This is a genomic window from Agrococcus sp. AC640b, from assembly GCF_979255995.1.
Genome location: NZ_CEEDMM010000018.1, coordinates 34732 through 50942, shown reverse-complemented (window position 1 = coordinate 50942; position 16211 = coordinate 34732). Strand labels below are relative to the sequence as shown.

Sequence of the window (16211 nt, the reverse complement as noted above, 5' to 3'; positions counted from 1 at the left end):
GCGTCGCAGGCATCGGGCCTGGCGGGAGCCGGCGCTAGCCGGCGGGGGACTGCGACGCGAGGCGATCCCCTTCGCGCAGCGCCCCCATCGCGCAGCACCCCGCAGTCCTCACCGAGGCCCAGCCCAGCCCTCCTCGACGCACCCCGCGCACGCACGAGGACAGGGGCCCCGGGCGAACCCGGGACCCCTGTCCTGTGCTGTGATCTCGTGGAGATCGGGTGGTGCTAGTCCGTCAGCTCACCGAACTCGGTGGTGCTGAGCGTGTAGCGGTTGTCGGCGCCGTACTGGTAGATGCCGATGTAGGCAGCGGTCGGGTCGCCGTTGTCGTCGAACTCGATGGGGCCGGAGGCTCCGGTGTAGTCGATGTCCTCGCCGTCGGCGATGAGCTCCAGGCACTCCGCGACCTCGGTGCACTCGGTGCCACCCTCGGAGACGGTCTGCAGGTTGTCGCGGATGGTGTCGGAGTCGGGCGAGCCACCCTGAGCTGCCGCGAGCGCTGCGAGGATGACGGCGTCGTACGACTCGGGTGCGTAGGAGAAGTCCTCGAGGTCGGGGTCGACCTCGAGCAGGCGCTCCTGGAACGTGTCGTCGGCGGGGTTGCCGGGCAGGGTGCCCTGCGCGCCCTCGAGGGTGCCCTCGGGGAACTCGTACGAGTTCGAGAGGTTGCCGTCGACGAAGTACACCTGGCTGGCTGCGTAGCCCTGCGTCGAGATGAGCTCGGGCACGATGTTGGCGGTCTCCTCGAATGCGAGGATGCCGACGGCGTCGGGACCTGCCGCGAGGATCTCGGACACCACCGACGAGAAGTTCGTGTCGCCCGGGTTGTACGGCACCGAGGCGACGACCGCGCCGCCTGCTGCCTCGATCGCGAGGGTGGCGTTGGCCTCGAGGCCGATGCCGTACGCGTCGTTGATGTAGATGAACGCGACGTTCGCGGCGCCGTCGTTGACCATGAGGTTGCCGAGCACGCGGCCCTGGAGCACGTCCGAGGGGGCGGTGCGCCAGAAGTAGCCGTCGTCGTCGTAGTCGCTGAAGTCGGGCGAGGTGTTCGCGGGCGAGATCTGCACGATGCCTGCGTCGACGAACTGGTCGATGAACGAGAACGAGACGCCCGACGATGCGGCGCCGATCGCGACGTCGACCCCCGCGTCGACGAGCTCGCCGGCCGACTGGATGGCGATGTCGGTCGTGAGGTCGCCGGAGTCGGTGGTGGTCTGCTCGACCTCCCACGGGTAGTCCGCCGCGTCGAGGTCGGCGACTGCGAGGTCGACGGCCGCGAACTCGGGCGGGCCGAGGAAGGCGAGGTTGCCGGTCTGGGGCAGGATCGTGCCGACGTGGAACGTCTCGTCGCTCTCGTCGCCGCCGCCGCCGGCGTCGCCGCCACCGGTCGAGCAGGCTGCGAGCGCCAGGGCGGTGATCGCGCCGGCCGTGAGCACGGCGGTGGTGCGCGAGCGCTGACGAAGGAATGCCTTCATGGTGCTCCTTGGGAGTCCTCAGGGTACGCCCGGCCGCGCCGGGTTGGGCTCAACCCTAGGTGCGGGAGGAACCGAAGAAGCCTCGGTTTCGTGACGAACGTGTAACGGTCTGATCCCGGTACGGTCACGGTCCACTCGAGGGCCCGCGGACCGCTACGGCACGGGCGTCGGCACGACGGGTGAGCGGCGACGACGACGCTCGGCGACGACGAGGTCGACCATGAGCACCAGGAGCGACGCCCACACGAGCGCGAATCCCGCAAACCGCTCTGGCGGCATGGGCTCGCCCATGACGAGCCAGCCGAAGAGGAGGCTGATCGTGGGTGCGAGGTACTGCGTGAACCCGAGGGTCGCGAGCGAGACGCGGCGGGCTGCTGCGGAGAAGAGCATGAGGGGCACGGCGGTGACGATGCCGAAGCCGACGACGGCGAGCTGCACCAGCGGCGACACCTCGACGATCGTGGGGCCGACGACGATCGTGGATGCGACGAGCATCGCGATGGCGAACGGCACCGTGGCTGCGGTCTCGAGCGTGAACCCGGTGATGGCGTCGACCTTGGCGCCCACCTGCTTCTTCAGCAGGCCGTAGACGCCGAACGCGAGCGCGAGGGCGATGCCGATCCAGGGGAAGGATCCGTAGCCGACCACGAGGACGACGACGGCGAGCACGCTCATGCCGACGGCGACCCACTGCGCCGGCCGCAGCCGCTCGTGGAGGACGACGACGGCGAGCACGACGGAGACGACGGGGTTGAGGAAGTAGCCGAGGCTCGTCTCGATGATGTGGCCGGACAGCACTGCGGCGGCGAAGACGGTCCAGTTGACGAGGATCGCGACGCCGGACGCTGCGAGGTAGGCGAGGCTGCGGCGGTCGCGCAGCACGGCGCGCAGCGTCGGCCAGCCGCGGGCGATGGTGACGATGATCGCGGCGACGGCGAGCGACGCGAGCACGCGCCAGCCGATGAGCTCGATGGCACCGATGCCCTGCATGAGGACGACGTACATCGGCACGACGCCCCAGACGGCGTACGCGCCGATCGCGAGCGCGAGACCGCGCCTCGACTCCCGCATCATGCCTCCTCGAACGCGACGACGGCGGCGCCCACGCAGGGCGCCGCCGTCGACGGTGGTGGTGCGGTGTGCGTCAGCGCACGACCACTGCGAGCACGTCGCGCGCGGACAGCACGAGGAAGTCCTCGCCACCGAACTTGACCTCGGTGCCACCGTACTTCGAGTAGATGACCCGATCGCCCTCGGCGACGTCGACGGGCACGCGGTTGCCGTTGTCGTCGATGCGACCCGGTCCCACGGCCACGACCTCGCCCTCCTGGGGCTTCTCCTTGGCGGTGTCCGGGATGACGAGCCCGCTGGCAGTCGTCGTCTCCGCCTCGACCTGGCGGATGACGATGCGGTCCTCGAGCGGCTTGATGGAGACCGACACGGTTGCCTCTTTCCTGAGTCGACAGTCTGCTGGCAATCGACGTCGCCGAGTGCCAGGTCGACTGTACGCGAGCCGCTGGCACTCGGTCAACATGAGTGCCAGCGGATGCCGTCGTCGCTGCTGCTTGGATGGGGGGATGGATGCCATCGCCCTGCGCGCGCTGCTCACCAGCGAGGGGCTCGGCCTCCTCGACGAGGTCTCCTCGTCCCTCGACGATCTCGGCGGGGCGGTGCAGGCCGTCGCGACCCTGCGGCGCCGGGGCCACGATGCCACGCTCGTCGCCGCGGTGCTCACGCAGGCGCGGCTGCGTCGCAGGGCGGTGGCGAAGTTCGGCGAGTTCGCCGGATCGATGCTCTTCACCGAGGCGGGGCTCGAGCAGGCGACGCGGCTGCGCGTCGCCGCGCTGCACGCCGGCAGGATGCGGGATGCGGGGATCGACACGGTCGCCGACCTCGGCTGCGGCATCGGCGGCGACGCCCTCGCGATCGCGGGCGCCGGCTGCACGGTGCGCGCCGTGGACGCCGACGAGGTGACCGCCGCCGTCGCCGGGTTCAACCTGGCACCCCTGCCGGAGGCGTCGGTGACGCATGCGCGGGCCGAGGACGTCGCGCTCGACGGCGTCGATGCGATCTGGGCGGACCCTGCGCGCAGGGACGCGACCGGCACGCGCCTGCCCGTCGAGTCGTGGTCGCCTCCCCTGCCGTGGCTGCTGTCGCTCGCCTCGGATCGACCGATGGGCGTGAAGCTGGGCCCCGCGATCGACCGCGAGCTGCTGCCCGCTGACGCGGAGACGCAGTGGGTGACGGTGGATGGCGAGACGGTCGAGGCGGTCGTGTGGACGGGTGCGCTGGCTCGCGCAGGCGTCGCGACGTCGGCGCTCGTGCTCGACGGGTCGGGCGCCCACGAGCTCGCCGGCTCCCCCGATGCCGACGACGTGCCGGTGCGGGAGCTGGGTGCGTGGCTGCACGAGCCGGCCGGCGCCGTCATCCGCGCTCGCCTGATCGGCGCCGTGGCGTCGTCGCTGGATGCGGGCGCCGTGAGCGAGCGCATCGCGTACCTCACGACCGACGACGACGTCACGAGCCCGTTCACGCAGCGCTTCCGCGTGCTCGCGACGCTGCCGCTCGACGAGCGGACGCTGCAGCGCGAGCTGCGCAGCCGCGGCATCGGCACGTTGGAGATCAAGAAGCGCGGCGCCGACGTCGACCCGGATCGGCTGCGCAGGCGCCTGCGGCTGCAGGGCGACGCATCGGCGACGCTCGTCGCGACGCGCCTGGACGGCAGGCATCGGGCGATCCTCGCCGAGCGCGCCTGACTCGCGCCGCCGTCGCGCTCGCAGCACGCAGAACGCCCCGCCGAGGCGGGGCGTTCGTGCGATGCGGCGGTGGGCTCGCTAGAGCGAGCCGCCTGCTGCGAAGTACGGCAGCCACACGACGGCGTAGATGATCGTGACGACGATGCCGACGAGCAGCATGGCGATGCCGACGAGCATGGCGATGAGGCCCCACGGCTTGTTCTGCGGTGCGCGACGCATGCTGAGGAAGCCGGTCACGATGGCACCGATGCTGAAGAGCCCGCTCGCGGGTGCGAACACGATCGTGACGATGAGCGCGACGGCCGCGAGGGCGATCGCGGCGATCGTGAGACCCGTGAGCTTGCCGCGGGCCGGCTTCTCGGCCTGGCCGTACGACTGCTGCTGGCCGTAGCCGGGCTGCTGCTGCCCGTAGCCGGGCTGCTGGTACGACTGCTGCTGCCCGTATCCGGGCTGCTGACCGTACGAGGCGTCCTGCTGCCCGTACGAGGGTGCGGAGGCGGACTGCTGGCCGTAGCCGGGCTGCTGGCCGTACGACGGCGTCGACTGGCCGTAGGAGGGTGCCGCCTGCTCGGGCTGCTGACCGTACGCCGGCGCCGCCTGCTCGGACTGCTGGCCGTAGGAGGGCGCCGCCTGCTCGGACTGCTGACCGTACGCCGGCGCCGCCTGCTCGGGCTGCTGACCGTAGGAGGGCGTCGACGCGGGCTGGCCCCATGCGGGCGCCGCCTGCTCGGGCTGCTGGCCGTACGCCGGCTGCTCGGACTGCTGGCCGTACGCGGGCGTCGACGACTGCTGACCGTAGGGCGCGGGCTGCTCGGGCTGGCCGTAGGCAGGCGCGGATGCCGCGGGCTGCTCCGGCTGGCCCCACGAGCCTGCCGAGGAGTCGCTCGACGCGCTCCACTGCTGCTGCTCCGGCTGCGCGGGCTGCTGCTCGGCGGGCGGCTGCGCGTCCTGGCCGAAGCTCGGCGCAGGCTGCTGCTCGGGGTTGTCGGACGGTGCGAAGCGTCGCTCGTCGCCCTGCTGGGAGAACTGGTCGCTCATGGTGCCTCCTGGGATGCTCGCCTGTCTCGCAGGCAGATGTCACGGTCGTCACGAAGAACGGTGCGACGCGACGTGCTCACGCTACCGCACGCCCCTGCACCGCGGCCTGGACGACGTCATGGCTGGAACTGGGAGACCGCTGCACCGATGCCGACGGCGAAGAGCACGACGCCCGCGACGACCGCGACGAGTCCGACGGCGCCGAGCACGATCGCCGCGAGCGCGAGCGGCCGCCCGCCAGCGCCCGTGCGACGGATGCGCGGCAGCGCGACGGCGCCGAGCACGATGCCGGCGATGGAGCCCAGCAGCGGCAGCAGCGTGACGCCTGCGGCGCTCGCGCCGATCGCGAGCATCGCGAGCAGGTCGGTCGCCGGCGCCCGGTAGGCGGCGGCATCGGGCGCCTCCTGCGGTGCGGACGCGAAGGCTGCTGCGGGCGGCGGTGCGATGGTCACGCATCCACCTTGGCAGCCGAGCCTGTGCGACGCCTCTGCCGCGCGAGCGACCCCCGCGACCGGTCTCGGCTCCGAGCCCGCTCAGTCCACCTGGATGACGCCGGCGTCGAGCGTCGACTCCACGCCGAATCCGGGTGCGCTCGGCGCGACGCCCCGTGCCACGAGCCTCGCGCCGAGGCCCGCGATCATCGCGCCGTTGTCGGTGCACAGCGCCAGCGGCGGCACGCGCAGCGCCACGCCTGCCGCCGCGCAGCGCTCGGCGGCGACCTCGCGGAGCCTGCGATTGGCGACGACGCCCCCGCCCAGCAGCAGCCTCGGCACGCCCGTGTCGGCGCACGCGTCGAGCGCCTTCGTCACGAGCACGTCGACCACGGCCTCGCGGAACGACGCCGCGACGTCGGGCACGTGCAGCGTGCCCGCATCCTCTGCCCGCTCGACGTGACGAGCGACCGCGGTCTTGAGCCCGGAGAACGAGAAGTCGAAGCGATGCCGCGCGCGATCCTTCGGCTGCGTGAGCCCACGCGGGAAGGCGATCGCGCGCGGGTCGCCGTCGGCAGCGGCCGCGTCGATCGACGGCCCGCCCGGATAGCCGAGCCCCAGGAGCCTCGCGACCTTGTCGAAGGCCTCCCCCGCGGCGTCGTCGATCGTCTCGCCGAGCGTGCGCACGTCGGCGAGACGATCGCGCACGTGCAGCAGCGAGGTGTGGCCGCCGGAGACGAGCAGCGCGATCGTCTCCTCCTCGATGGGGCCGCCTGCCAACGCGTCGGCGGCGACGTGGCCCACGAGGTGGTTGACGCCGTGCACGGGCTTGCCTGCGGCGACGCCGAGCGCCTTGGCAGCGCCGACGCCCACCATGAGCGCGCCAGCGAGGCCCGGCCCTGCCGTGACGGCGATCGCGTCGAGCTCGTCGATCGTGACGCCGGCCTCCTCGAGTGCGCGGACGATCGTGGGCTCCATCGCCTCGAGGTGCGCACGCGCGGCGATCTCGGGCACGACGCCGCCGAAGCGAGCGTGGAGGTCCATCGACGACGCGACGACGTTCGCGAGCAGCTCGTCGCCGCGCACGATCCCGACGCCCGTCTCGTCGCAGCTCGTCTCGATGCCCAGCACGAGCGGTCTCATGCGAGCTCCTTCCGCATGACGATCGCGGCGACGTCCTCCGGCTGGTAGTAGCCGGGACGCACGCCGATCTCCTCGAATCCCTCGGATGCGTAGAGGCTGCGAGCCGGCGCGTTGTCCTCGCGCACCTCGAGGAACAGCTCCCGTACGCCGCGCATCCTCGCGTCCTGCTGCGCCTCGGCGAGCAGACGTCTGCCGAGCCCCGCGCCGCGCGCGGAGGCTGCCACGGCGATCGTCTGGATGTCGCCCTCGACGCCGACGGCGCGCAGGCCCACGTATCCCACGACGTCGCCCGCGTCGTCGACGGCGACGACGTAGCGGCCCCACTCGCTCGCCATCTCCTTCGCCATCGTCTGCCGCGACCACGCCGTGAGGGCGAACGAGGCCTGCTCGAGCGCCATGATGGCGTCGAGGTCGTCTGCCACGGCGGTGCGCAGCGCGATCACGAGGTCACCCGCTTCGGTGCCGTCGGCACCGCGTCGGCCTCGCGCAGGTAGATCGCGTCGCGTCCGGTGGGGGCGCCGGCGGCGAGCGCAGCAACGAGGCCCGCCGCGCCGATCCACGCCGCGTCGACGCGTCGCGCGCCCTCGACGACCGGCACGTCGGCAGCGGGGGCGAGTGCGGGGCCCTGGATGCGACGCCCCCCGTCGTAGACGCTCCACGCGCGCTCGCGCCTGCGCACGTCGGTCGTGACCTGCACGAGCCCGGCCTCGCCGACGCCGACGGCGTCGTGGCTGCACACGCCCACCCACGGCACGCCGAGCCCGAGGGCTGCGGTGCGCGCCGCGACGATGCCGATGCGCAGGCCCGTGAAGGCGCCGGGCCCGAGCCCGGCCACGACGCGCGTCACGGCGCTGCGGTGCGTGCCGAGCACGTCGGCGAGCAGCACGTCGAGCACCTCCGCGTGCCTGCGGGTGTCGTGCTCGTCACGCGCAGCGACGACGCGGTCGCCGTCGACGAGCGCGATCGAGGTGCCCAGTGCGGTGTCGATGGCCAGGATCATGCGGTCCCCCTCACGAGCGAGAGCAGTCGGCCCGACGGCCACGCCTCGCCGTGTGCCGTGAGCCGCACGGTGCGCGGCTCGTCGTCGTCGTCGCCGCCGCGGGTGCGCGCGATCTCCACGTGCAGCCACGCGTCGACGGCGTGCACGAGCGGCAACCCCCACTCGGCGATCGTGATCGACGCGTCGACGTCGAGGTCGAGGTCGTCGAGCTCTGCCTCGTCGCCGAGCCGGTACGCGTCGACGTGCAGCAGCGGCACCGTCGCGGTGCGATGCGTGCGCGCGATGACGAACGTGGGGCTCTGCACGGTGCCGACGGCGCCGAGCCCCTCGCCGATGCCGCGCGTCAGGGTCGTCTTGCCCGCGCCGAGCTCGCCGGTGAGCACGACGACGTCGCCTGCGCCGAGGATGCCCGCGAGCCTGCGCCCCAGCGCCTCCATCGCGTCGGCGTCGACCACGACGTCCTCGACGACCGTCTCGACGCGCGGACCCACGAACGCCTCGAGCAGCGCGGCGGGCACGCGTGCAGCAGCACCCCACGCCACGACGTCCGTGCCGCCGTCGCCCCACAGCACCGCCTCCGCGCCCGGCTGCACGGCGGCGTCGCCGACGTCGAGCACGACCTGGTCCATCGCGACACGACCGGCGATCGCATGCGCGACGCCGTCGACCGTCACGGGAGCGCCGGATGCGGTGCGCGGCACGCCGTCCGCGTAGCCGAGCGCCACGAGCGCGAGCGTCGTCTCGGCGGCCGTCACGTGCTCGCCGCCGTAGGAGACGCCGTGCCCGGCAGGCACGCGCTTCACCGACACGACCTCGCCGACGAGTCGCGTGACGCGACCGTGCAGGTCGACGGTCGCGACACGGCGCGGCGCGAGCCGACCGACGCCCTCGCCGCTCATGCCGCCGCCATCCGCGTCACGACCTCGTACCCGATGGTGCCCGCCGCGATCGCCCACGCGATCGCCGAGGGCTCGCCGCGCGCCGGATCGCCCCACAGCACCGCGTCGCCCGAGACGGGCTCGACCAGGCGCGTCGTCGTCGCGCCGACCTCCGCGACCTCCACGACCCGGTCTCCCACGAGCACGGGCGCGCCTGCCGCGGGCAGCAGCCCGTGGCGTGCGCCGATGCCCAGCAGGCCACCCTCCGCGACCGCGACGACGCGCATCGCCGGCCGCAGCCCCGCGGCCGCAGCAGCAGAGCCCACCGCGTCGTCACCGTCCGGGTGGATGCCGTAGGCCGCGATGCCGACGCGTACCATGTCGTGGCCGGCGCCCGCGAGGCCGATCGTCGCCGACGAGTTGGCCAGGTGCCGCAGCTCGGGCTCGAGCACCGCCGCGAGCGCGCACGCCCCCGCGAACGCCTCGAGCTGCCGCGCGTCCGACTGCGCGCTCGCGCCCGACAGGTGCGAGAAGATGCCGCGCACCCGTACGGTGCGGGCCGCCTGCAGCGCCGCAGCGCGCTCGACGACGGCCGGCCACTCGTGCATCGGCACGCCGTTCCTGCCGAGCCCCGTGTCGACCTTCAGGTGCACCGTCGCCCCCACGAGCGCCGCCTGCTCGAGCTGCGCGAGGCTCGAGATGCCCACGTCGACGCCTGCGGCGACCGCGGGCGCGAGACCCGGCTCGGCCGCGTGCAGCCACGCGAGGATCGGCGCCTCGATGCCCGCACCGCGCAGCGCCAGCGCCTCGGCGACGTCGACGACCCCCAGCCACCGCGCGCCGCCGTCGAGCATGGCCCGCGCAGCCACGACGGCGCCGTGCCCGTAGCCCTGCGCCTTCACGACGCCGCAGACGCGAGCGTCGGTGCGCGCGACGATCGCCGCGACGTTCTGCGCGATGGCCGACGCATCCACCTGCACCGCGCCCGACGAGCGCATCACGACTCCGCGACGACGACCGCGGCCGCGACGCCCGCGTCGTGGGTGAGCGACACGTGCACGCTCGTCACGCCACGCGATGCCGCGAGCGCCGCCCACGCACCACCCAGCAGCAGCTCGGGCGCGCCCGCCGCATCGGAGGCGACGACGAGGTCGCGCCACCGCTGCCCGTCGATCGTGCCGAGCGCCTTCGCCGCAGCCTCCTTCGCCGCCCACCTCGCGGCGAGCGAGCGCACGGGTCGCTCCGTGCCGTCGACGACGAGCTCGGCATCGGAGAACAGGCGCGTGGCAAGGCCGGGCGTCCGCGTGACGGCACGCTCGAAGCGCGCGACATCCACGACGTCGATGCCCAGCCCGACGATCACTCGACCGTCACGGACTTCGCGAGGTTGCGCGGCTGGTCGACGTCGAGGCCCTTCGCCGTCGCGAGCTCGAGCGCGAACACGTGCAACGGCACGACCGCGAGCACCGGCTCGAGCAGCGGCAGCGTCAGCGGGATGCGCAGCACCTGGTTCGCGTACGGCAGCACCGCGGAGTCGCCTGCCTCGGCGACCGCGATGACGCGCGCGCCGCGGGCTCGGATCTCCTGGATGTTCGACACGACCTTCGCGTGCAGCCCCTGCTGGTGCCGCGGGCTCGGCACGACGACGAACACGACCTGCCCCGGCTCGATGAGCGCGATCGGTCCGTGCTTCAGCTCGCCGGCAGCGAAGCCCTCCGCATGGATGTAGCTGAGCTCCTTCAGCTTCAGCGCACCCTCGAGCGCGACGGGGTAGCCGACGTGCCTGCCGAGGAAGAGCACCGAGCGCGTGTCGCTCATCCACTGCGCGAGCTGCCGGATCTCGCCCTGCTCGGACAGGAGGGTGCGCAGCTGGTCGGGCAACGCCTCGAGCGCGTCCGTGACCTCGCGGATCGCATCGTCGGCGATCGTGCCGCGCACGCGTCCCAGGTGCAGGCCGGTCAGCAGCAGCCCCACGACCTGCGCGAGGAACGCCTTCGTCGACGCGACCGCGACCTCCGGGCCCGCATGCGTGTAGAGCACGGCCTCCGACGCGCGCGCGATCGTCGACCCCTGCGTGTTGCAGATCGACAGCGTGCGGGCGCCGTGCTCGATGGCGTGCTGCACCGCCATCTTCGTGTCCATCGTCTCACCGGACTGCGAGATCGAGATGACGAGCGTGCGCTCGTCGACGATCGGATCGCGGTAGCGGTACTCGTGGGCGAGGTCGACCTCGACCGGGATGCGCGCCCACGCCTCGATGGCGTACTTGCCGACCATCGCCGAGTACGCGGCAGTGCCGCACGCGACGATCTGCACGCGCTCGATGCCGCGCAGCACCTCGGCGTCGAGCGAGCCGAGCTCGCCGAGCGACGGCAGCCCGTCGACGATGCGGCCACGCAGCGTGTTGGCGACGGCCTCAGGGTCCTCGGCGACCTCCTTGGCCATGAACGACGACCAGCCGCCCTTCTCGGCCGCCGCGGCATCCCACGTGACCTCGAACGTCTCGCCCTCGAGCGGCTCGCCGTCGAAGTCGACGACCGTCACGCCCTCTGGCGTGATGGTGGCGACCTCGTCGTTGCCGAGCGCGCGTGCGTGCCGCGTGTAGCGCACGAACGCGCTCACGTCGCTCGCGAGGAACTGCTCACCCTCGGCGAGGCCGACGAGCAGCGGGGAGTTGTGGCACGCGCCCACGACGACGTCCGGCTGGTCGAGGTGCACGGCCAGCAGCGTGAACTGGCCCTCGAGCCTCGCGACGAGCGCGAGCATGGCCTGCGTGAGGTCGCCGTGCTCGCGGTAGAGCCTGCCCAGCAGCAGCGCCGCACCCTCGGTGTCGGTCTCCGAGGTGAAGACCTCGCCTGCGGCCTCGAGCTCGCCACGCAGCTCGGCGAAGTTCTCGACGATGCCGTTGTGGATGAGCGCGAGACGCCCGTCGTCGCCGAGGTGCGGATGCGCGTTCTCGTCCGTCGGCCCGCCATGCGTCGCCCAGCGCGTGTGGCCGATGCCGATGCTCGACTCCGGCAGCGGCGCGTCGTCGAGCGACGACCGCAGCACGCCCAGCTTGCCGCCGCGCTTGCGCCACGAGACGCCGTCGACGCCCACGACCGCGACGCCCGCCGAGTCATATCCCCGGTACTCGAGGCGACCGAGCCCCTCGAGCAGCACCTCGACGGTGCTGCGTGGACCTGCATACCCGACGATGCCGCACATGCCCCTCAGCGTACCGGCGGGGTGCGGTGCCCGACGCTAGGCTCGGCGGTCGTGGTCCACCAGCAGACGCCGTTCGTCGAGATCGATCGCGTCGCGTGGTCGCGCCTCGCGCCGACGACCCCCAACCCGCTCACCGAACGCGAGGTCGCTCGCCTGCGCGGACTCGGCGATCGACTCGAGCTGCGCGAGGTCGCCGAGGTCTACCTGCCGATCTCGAGGCTCGTGAGCCTCTACCAGGAGGCCGCGCGTCGACTGCACGACGAGACGGCCACCTTCCTCGGCGAGCGCGTGCAGCCCGTGCCGTTCGTGATCGGCGTCGCCGGATCCGTCGCCGTCGGCAAGTCGACGACGGCGCGCCTCCTCAAGGAGCTGCTCGCCCGCTGGGACTCGAGCCCGCGCGTCGACCTCGTCACGACCGACGGCTTCCTGTTCCCGAACGCCGAGCTCGAGCGTCGCGGCCTCATGCAGCGCAAGGGCTTCCCCGAGGCGTACGACCGGCGCGCGCTGCTGCAGTGCATCTCCCGGGTGAAGTCGGGGGCGGAGGAGGTCGAGGTGCCGGTGTACTCGCACCTCACCTACGACATCGTGCCCGACGAGCGCATCGTCATCCGCCGACCCGACATCCTGATCGTCGAGGGGCTCAACGTGCTCCAGCCGCCCGCGTCGAAGGCCCACATGGCGGTGTCGGACCTGTTCGACTTCACCGTCTACGTCGACGCGCGCACCGCCTCGATCCGCGAATGGTACGTCGAGCGCTTCCTCGCGCTGCAGCAAGGCGCGTTCCAGAGCCCGGAGTCGTACTTCCACCGCTTCGCCGACCTCGACGAGCAGGCCGCGCGCGCGCACGCCGTGGGCATCTGGGATGCGATCAACGGGCCGAACCTCGCCGAGAACATCGCGCCCACGCGGTCGCGCGCCGACCTCGTGCTGCGCAAGGACGCCGACCACACGGTGCGGTCGGTGCTGTTGCGGAAGATCTAGGGTCGCGACTCGTCTCGGGGCGTGGCGCTCCGGTCGCCCGTTGCCGCGCGACCGCTCGGTCTCGCATCCACCTCCGGCCACCCTCCCGGTCGTCGACCGCATCCGGGTCAGTTGGCACGAGTCGTTCCGGGGCGTGGCGCTCCGGTCGCCCGTTGCCGCGCACCGCTCGGCCTCGCATCCACCTCCGGCCACCCTCCCCGCCGCGCACCGCATCCGGGTCGGTAGCCGCGGCTCGCGCGGGGCGTGCGCGTCGCGGTCGCGGCGCCGACGCGCTCACTCGCGCGCCGGCGGCTCCGGTGCGACGAGCGGCAGCTCGACGGGCGCCGTGACGGGGTCCCGCTCGGCGCGAGGCCTGCGCAGCTCACCTGCACGCACGAGCACGACGCCTGCGAGGATCGCCGCCGCGCCCACCCACTGCATCGGCGAGGGCACGAGCGCGAGCAGCACCGCCATCCACAGCACCCCGAACAGCGGCTCGGAGTAGCCGAGGAAGCTCGACAGCGTCGCGCCCAGCATCCGCACGCCCGTGACCCCCAGCACGTACGCCGCGACCGTCGCGACGAGCACGAGCAGCGAGATCGTGACGACCATGGGCACCTCGAGGCCCGCGAGCATCGTCGGCGCGGCAGCGACCGTCATCGGCAGCAGGCCCACGGCACCCGCTGCGAGCAGCAGCAGGCTGCCGACGGCGAGACCGAGGCCCACGAGGGTCACAGGAGGCAGCCCGTGGCTCGTGGAGGCCGCAGACGCCCAGTAGACGGCGTTGCCGACGGCCGAGACGAGCGCGAGGCCGATCCCCACGGGGTCGAGTCCGCCCGCCTGGCCGACGCCCGAGACGAGTGCCAGGCCGAGCACGGCGACGCCCGCACCCACGAGCGTGAGCGCTGCAGGCGAGCGACGCGTGCGCGCCCACGTCCAACCGACCAGCAGCACAGGCCCGAGGAACTCGATGAGCAGCGCGAGCGCAGGCGGGATGCGCTGCACGGCGCTGAAGAACGCGAGCTGGCAGATCGCGACGGCGAAGACGCCGAAGAGCAGCACCTGCCACCTGCCGGCCCAGAGCACGCCCCAGCGACCGTGCAGCGCGACGAGGGAGGGCACGAGCATGACGGCGGCAGCGAGCGAGATGCGCGCGGTCGTGACGGCGCCCGGCGACCAGCCGGAGTCGATGAGCGAGCTCGCGAAGATGCCAGACAGGCCGAAGGTCGCCGCGGCGGCGAGGCACAGCAGCAGGCCGAGCCCGCGTCGGTCGGTCATGGTCCCTCGCCTCCCCCGTCCAGCCTGCGACGAGCCGATGTCATGGGCGTTCGCCGTTACGGTCATGACGGTATCGTATGCGGCATGGGATGCGCAGCATGGTGACGCCGCTGCGGCTGCCGACCGAGACCGTGGCGGCGCTCGACGCGGTCGTCGCCCTCGCGACCGCCGCCGACGGCGGGACGCTCGACGACGCGGCAGGGCTCGACCTCGCCGTCGGGCACATGCTCTACTCCGGCGCGCGCACGAACGACGACGCCGAGGCCCGGGAGGTGCGCGACGTCGTGCCGACGCTCCTGGCGATGTGGGACGCGGAGCGAGACGACGTCCCCGCGCTCGCGAACGCCGTGCTGCGCACCGCCGACGCGGCGCCGCAGCTCGTGCGGCACGACGGCATCGACTGGCACCTCCACGCGATCGACCCCGAGCGTCCGTTCGCCGAGCGCATCGCCGTCGAGACCGCGATCGCCTTCGTCGACCTCGTGCGGCTCGGCGAGACCGACCGCTGCAAGCGCTGCGCCGATCCCCGATGCGGGCTGCCGATGCTCGACCTGTCGCGCAACCGCTCGCGGCGGTTCTGCTCCACGGCGTGCCAGTCGCGCGTCAACGTCGCGGCCTACCGCGCCCGCGCGCGCTGAGGGCACGCAGCGGCCCGGCGCCGCACGGGCGCCGGGCCTGCAGCCGGTCTACGCGCCCGCTGCCGTGCCGAGCCGGTCGCGCACGAGCTCCGCGAGCTCGTGGGCGACGCGATCGGCGGTGTGCTGCTGGCGCGCCTCGACCATGACGCGGATGAGCTTCTCGGTGCCGCTGGGACGCAGCAGCACGCGCCCCGCGTCGCCGAGCTCCGCCTCGTGCCTCGCCACCTCCGCATGGATGACGTCGTCGCCGGCGAGCGCGAGCCGGTCGACGCCCGTGACGTTCACGAGCACCTGCGGGAACACCTGCATGACCGACGCGAGGTCGGCGAGCGATCGCCCGGTGCGCGCCATCTCCTGCGCGATGTGGAGGCCCGTGAGGATGCCGTCGCCCGTCGTCGCGTGGCGGGTGAGGATGATGTGCCCCGACTGCTCGCCGCCCAGCGTGAGCCCGTAGCGCCCGAGCGCCTCGAGCACGTAGCGGTCGCCGACGGCGGTCTGCACGAGCTCGATGCCGTGCTCGGCCATCGCGAGCCGCAGCCCGAGGTTCGACATCACGGTCGCGACGACGGTGTCGTCGACGAGCTCGCCCCGCTGCTTCGCCGCGACCGCGAGGATCGCCAGGATCTGGTCGCCGTCGACGATCGATCCGTCGGCCGTGACGGCGAGGCACCGGTCGGCGTCGCCATCGTGCGCGATGCCGAGGTCGGCGCCGAGCGCCACGACGCGCTCCTGGAGCAGCTCGAGGTGCGTCGAGCCGACGTCGCGGTTGATGTTGAGCCCGTCGGGCTCGGCGCCGATGACCGTGACCGTCGCGCCCGCGTCGTGGAACGCATCCGGACTCACGCCCGAGGCAGCGCCGTTCGCGCAGTCGAGCACGACGTGGATGCCGTCGAGCCGCGCGTCGAGGGTGCCGAGCAGGTGCACGACGTAGCGGTCCTCGGCGTCGGCGAATCGCCGGATGCCACCGACGTCGCCCGCGATGGCGCGGATGGGCTGCTCGGCCATCGCGCGCTCGATGTCGTCCTCGGTCGCGTCCTGCAGCTTGACGCCGCCGCGCGCGAGGAACTTGATGCCGTTGTCCGGCGCAGGGTTGTGCGATGCCGAGATCATCACGCCGAAGTCGGCGTCGACGTCGCCGACGAGGAACGCCGCCGCGGGCGTGGGGATGACGCCGGCGTCGAGCACGTCGACGCCGCTCGATGCGAGCCCGGCCGACACGGCGGCCACGATGAACTCACCCGAGACGCGCGGGTCGCGGGCGACGACGGCGACGGGCCGACGACCGTCCAGACGTGCAGCACGGCCGAGCACGGCTGCACCCGCCTGAGCGAGTGACAGCGCGAGCTCGGCCGTGATGTCCGCACCGGCAAGGCCCCGGACTCCGTCCGTGCCGAACAGGCGCGACAA

General features: G+C 73.0%; 17 protein-coding genes. 3 read left to right on the top strand and 14 right to left on the bottom strand.

The annotated features are described in order from the left end of the window. Window positions 1-224: 224 nt before the first annotated feature. The 3 genes from ACZ6H8_RS08365 to groES form a co-directional block, all read right to left on the bottom strand. Window positions 225-1475: an ABC transporter substrate-binding protein gene (locus ACZ6H8_RS08365; protein WP_464146304.1), complete on the bottom strand. Its 1251-nt coding sequence runs from the start codon at window positions 1473-1475 to the stop codon at window positions 225-227. A gap of 153 nt (window positions 1476-1628) precedes the next feature. Then, a complete protein-coding gene (gene rarD, locus ACZ6H8_RS08360; RefSeq protein WP_464146303.1) occupies window positions 1629-2546 on the bottom strand; it encodes an EamA family transporter RarD in 918 nt (305 codons plus the stop codon). A gap of 73 nt (window positions 2547-2619) precedes the next feature. Continuing rightward, window positions 2620-2916, bottom strand: coding sequence for a co-chaperone GroES (groES, locus tag ACZ6H8_RS08355; protein ID WP_464146302.1), 297 nt, complete (start codon window positions 2914-2916; stop codon window positions 2620-2622). Between the two features lie 136 nt (window positions 2917-3052). Between groES and ACZ6H8_RS08350 the strand changes: the two genes are divergently transcribed. Next, window positions 3053-4231, top strand: coding sequence for a class I SAM-dependent methyltransferase (locus tag ACZ6H8_RS08350; protein WP_464146301.1), 1179 nt, complete (start codon window positions 3053-3055; stop codon window positions 4229-4231). A 78-nt stretch (window positions 4232-4309) separates the two neighbouring features. Here the strand turns inward: ACZ6H8_RS08350 and ACZ6H8_RS08345 are convergent, their stop codons facing one another. The 9 genes from ACZ6H8_RS08345 to glmS form a co-directional block, all read right to left on the bottom strand. Further along, window positions 4310-5269: a hypothetical protein gene (locus tag ACZ6H8_RS08345; RefSeq protein ID WP_464146299.1), complete on the bottom strand. Its 960-nt coding sequence runs from the start codon at window positions 5267-5269 to the stop codon at window positions 4310-4312. Between the two features lie 116 nt (window positions 5270-5385). Next, entirely contained in the window at window positions 5386-5721 is a 336-nt protein-coding gene (locus ACZ6H8_RS08340) for a DUF4190 domain-containing protein (protein ID WP_464146297.1), read from the bottom strand. An 81-nt stretch (window positions 5722-5802) separates the two neighbouring features. Next, the gene (tsaD, locus tag ACZ6H8_RS08335; protein ID WP_464146295.1) at window positions 5803-6843 is read right to left on the bottom strand and encodes a tRNA (adenosine(37)-N6)-threonylcarbamoyltransferase complex transferase subunit TsaD; all 1041 of its coding nucleotides are present in this window, start codon (window positions 6841-6843) and stop codon (window positions 5803-5805) included. Continuing rightward, window positions 6840-7286: a ribosomal protein S18-alanine N-acetyltransferase gene (gene rimI / locus ACZ6H8_RS08330; RefSeq protein WP_464146293.1), complete on the bottom strand. Its 447-nt coding sequence runs from the start codon at window positions 7284-7286 to the stop codon at window positions 6840-6842. The genes tsaD and rimI overlap by 4 nt, the downstream gene beginning before the upstream one ends. Then, window positions 7283-7843 (bottom strand): tRNA (adenosine(37)-N6)-threonylcarbamoyltransferase complex dimerization subunit type 1 TsaB, encoded by a 561-nt coding sequence (gene tsaB / locus ACZ6H8_RS08325; RefSeq protein ID WP_464146291.1) that lies wholly within the window; start codon window positions 7841-7843, stop codon window positions 7283-7285. The genes rimI and tsaB overlap by 4 nt, the downstream gene beginning before the upstream one ends. After that, entirely contained in the window at window positions 7840-8742 is a 903-nt protein-coding gene (gene tsaE / locus ACZ6H8_RS08320; RefSeq protein WP_464146289.1) for a tRNA (adenosine(37)-N6)-threonylcarbamoyltransferase complex ATPase subunit type 1 TsaE, read from the bottom strand. Before tsaE ends, tsaB begins: the two co-directional genes overlap by 4 nt. Continuing rightward, the gene (locus ACZ6H8_RS08315; RefSeq protein ID WP_464146287.1) at window positions 8739-9719 is read right to left on the bottom strand and encodes an alanine racemase; all 981 of its coding nucleotides are present in this window, start codon (window positions 9717-9719) and stop codon (window positions 8739-8741) included. The genes tsaE and ACZ6H8_RS08315 overlap by 4 nt, the downstream gene beginning before the upstream one ends. Next, complete coding sequence (locus ACZ6H8_RS08310; protein ID WP_464146286.1) at window positions 9719-10084, bottom strand: holo-ACP synthase; 366 nt, start codon at window positions 10082-10084, stop codon at window positions 9719-9721. Before ACZ6H8_RS08310 ends, ACZ6H8_RS08315 begins: the two co-directional genes overlap by 1 nt. Next, window positions 10081-11928: a glutamine--fructose-6-phosphate transaminase (isomerizing) gene (glmS, locus tag ACZ6H8_RS08305; protein WP_464146284.1), complete on the bottom strand. Its 1848-nt coding sequence runs from the start codon at window positions 11926-11928 to the stop codon at window positions 10081-10083. Before glmS ends, ACZ6H8_RS08310 begins: the two co-directional genes overlap by 4 nt. Before the next feature lie 51 nt (window positions 11929-11979). Between glmS and coaA the strand changes: the two genes are divergently transcribed. Then, window positions 11980-12909, top strand: coding sequence for a type I pantothenate kinase (gene coaA, locus ACZ6H8_RS08300; RefSeq protein ID WP_464146282.1), 930 nt, complete (start codon window positions 11980-11982; stop codon window positions 12907-12909). A gap of 273 nt (window positions 12910-13182) precedes the next feature. Here the strand turns inward: coaA and ACZ6H8_RS08295 are convergent, their stop codons facing one another. Continuing rightward, complete coding sequence (locus ACZ6H8_RS08295) at window positions 13183-14166, bottom strand: EamA family transporter (RefSeq protein ID WP_464146280.1); 984 nt, start codon at window positions 14164-14166, stop codon at window positions 13183-13185. 89 nt (window positions 14167-14255) lie between these two features. Between ACZ6H8_RS08295 and ACZ6H8_RS08290 the strand changes: the two genes are divergently transcribed. Continuing rightward, window positions 14256-14804 carry a CGNR zinc finger domain-containing protein gene (locus ACZ6H8_RS08290; RefSeq protein WP_464146278.1) on the top strand — a complete coding sequence of 183 codons (549 nt, stop codon included), beginning with the start codon at window positions 14256-14258 and terminating at the stop codon, window positions 14802-14804. A 48-nt stretch (window positions 14805-14852) separates the two neighbouring features. Here the strand turns inward: ACZ6H8_RS08290 and glmM are convergent, their stop codons facing one another. Then, the gene (gene glmM / locus ACZ6H8_RS08285; RefSeq protein ID WP_464146277.1) at window positions 14853-16211 is read right to left on the bottom strand and encodes a phosphoglucosamine mutase; all 1359 of its coding nucleotides are present in this window, start codon (window positions 16209-16211) and stop codon (window positions 14853-14855) included.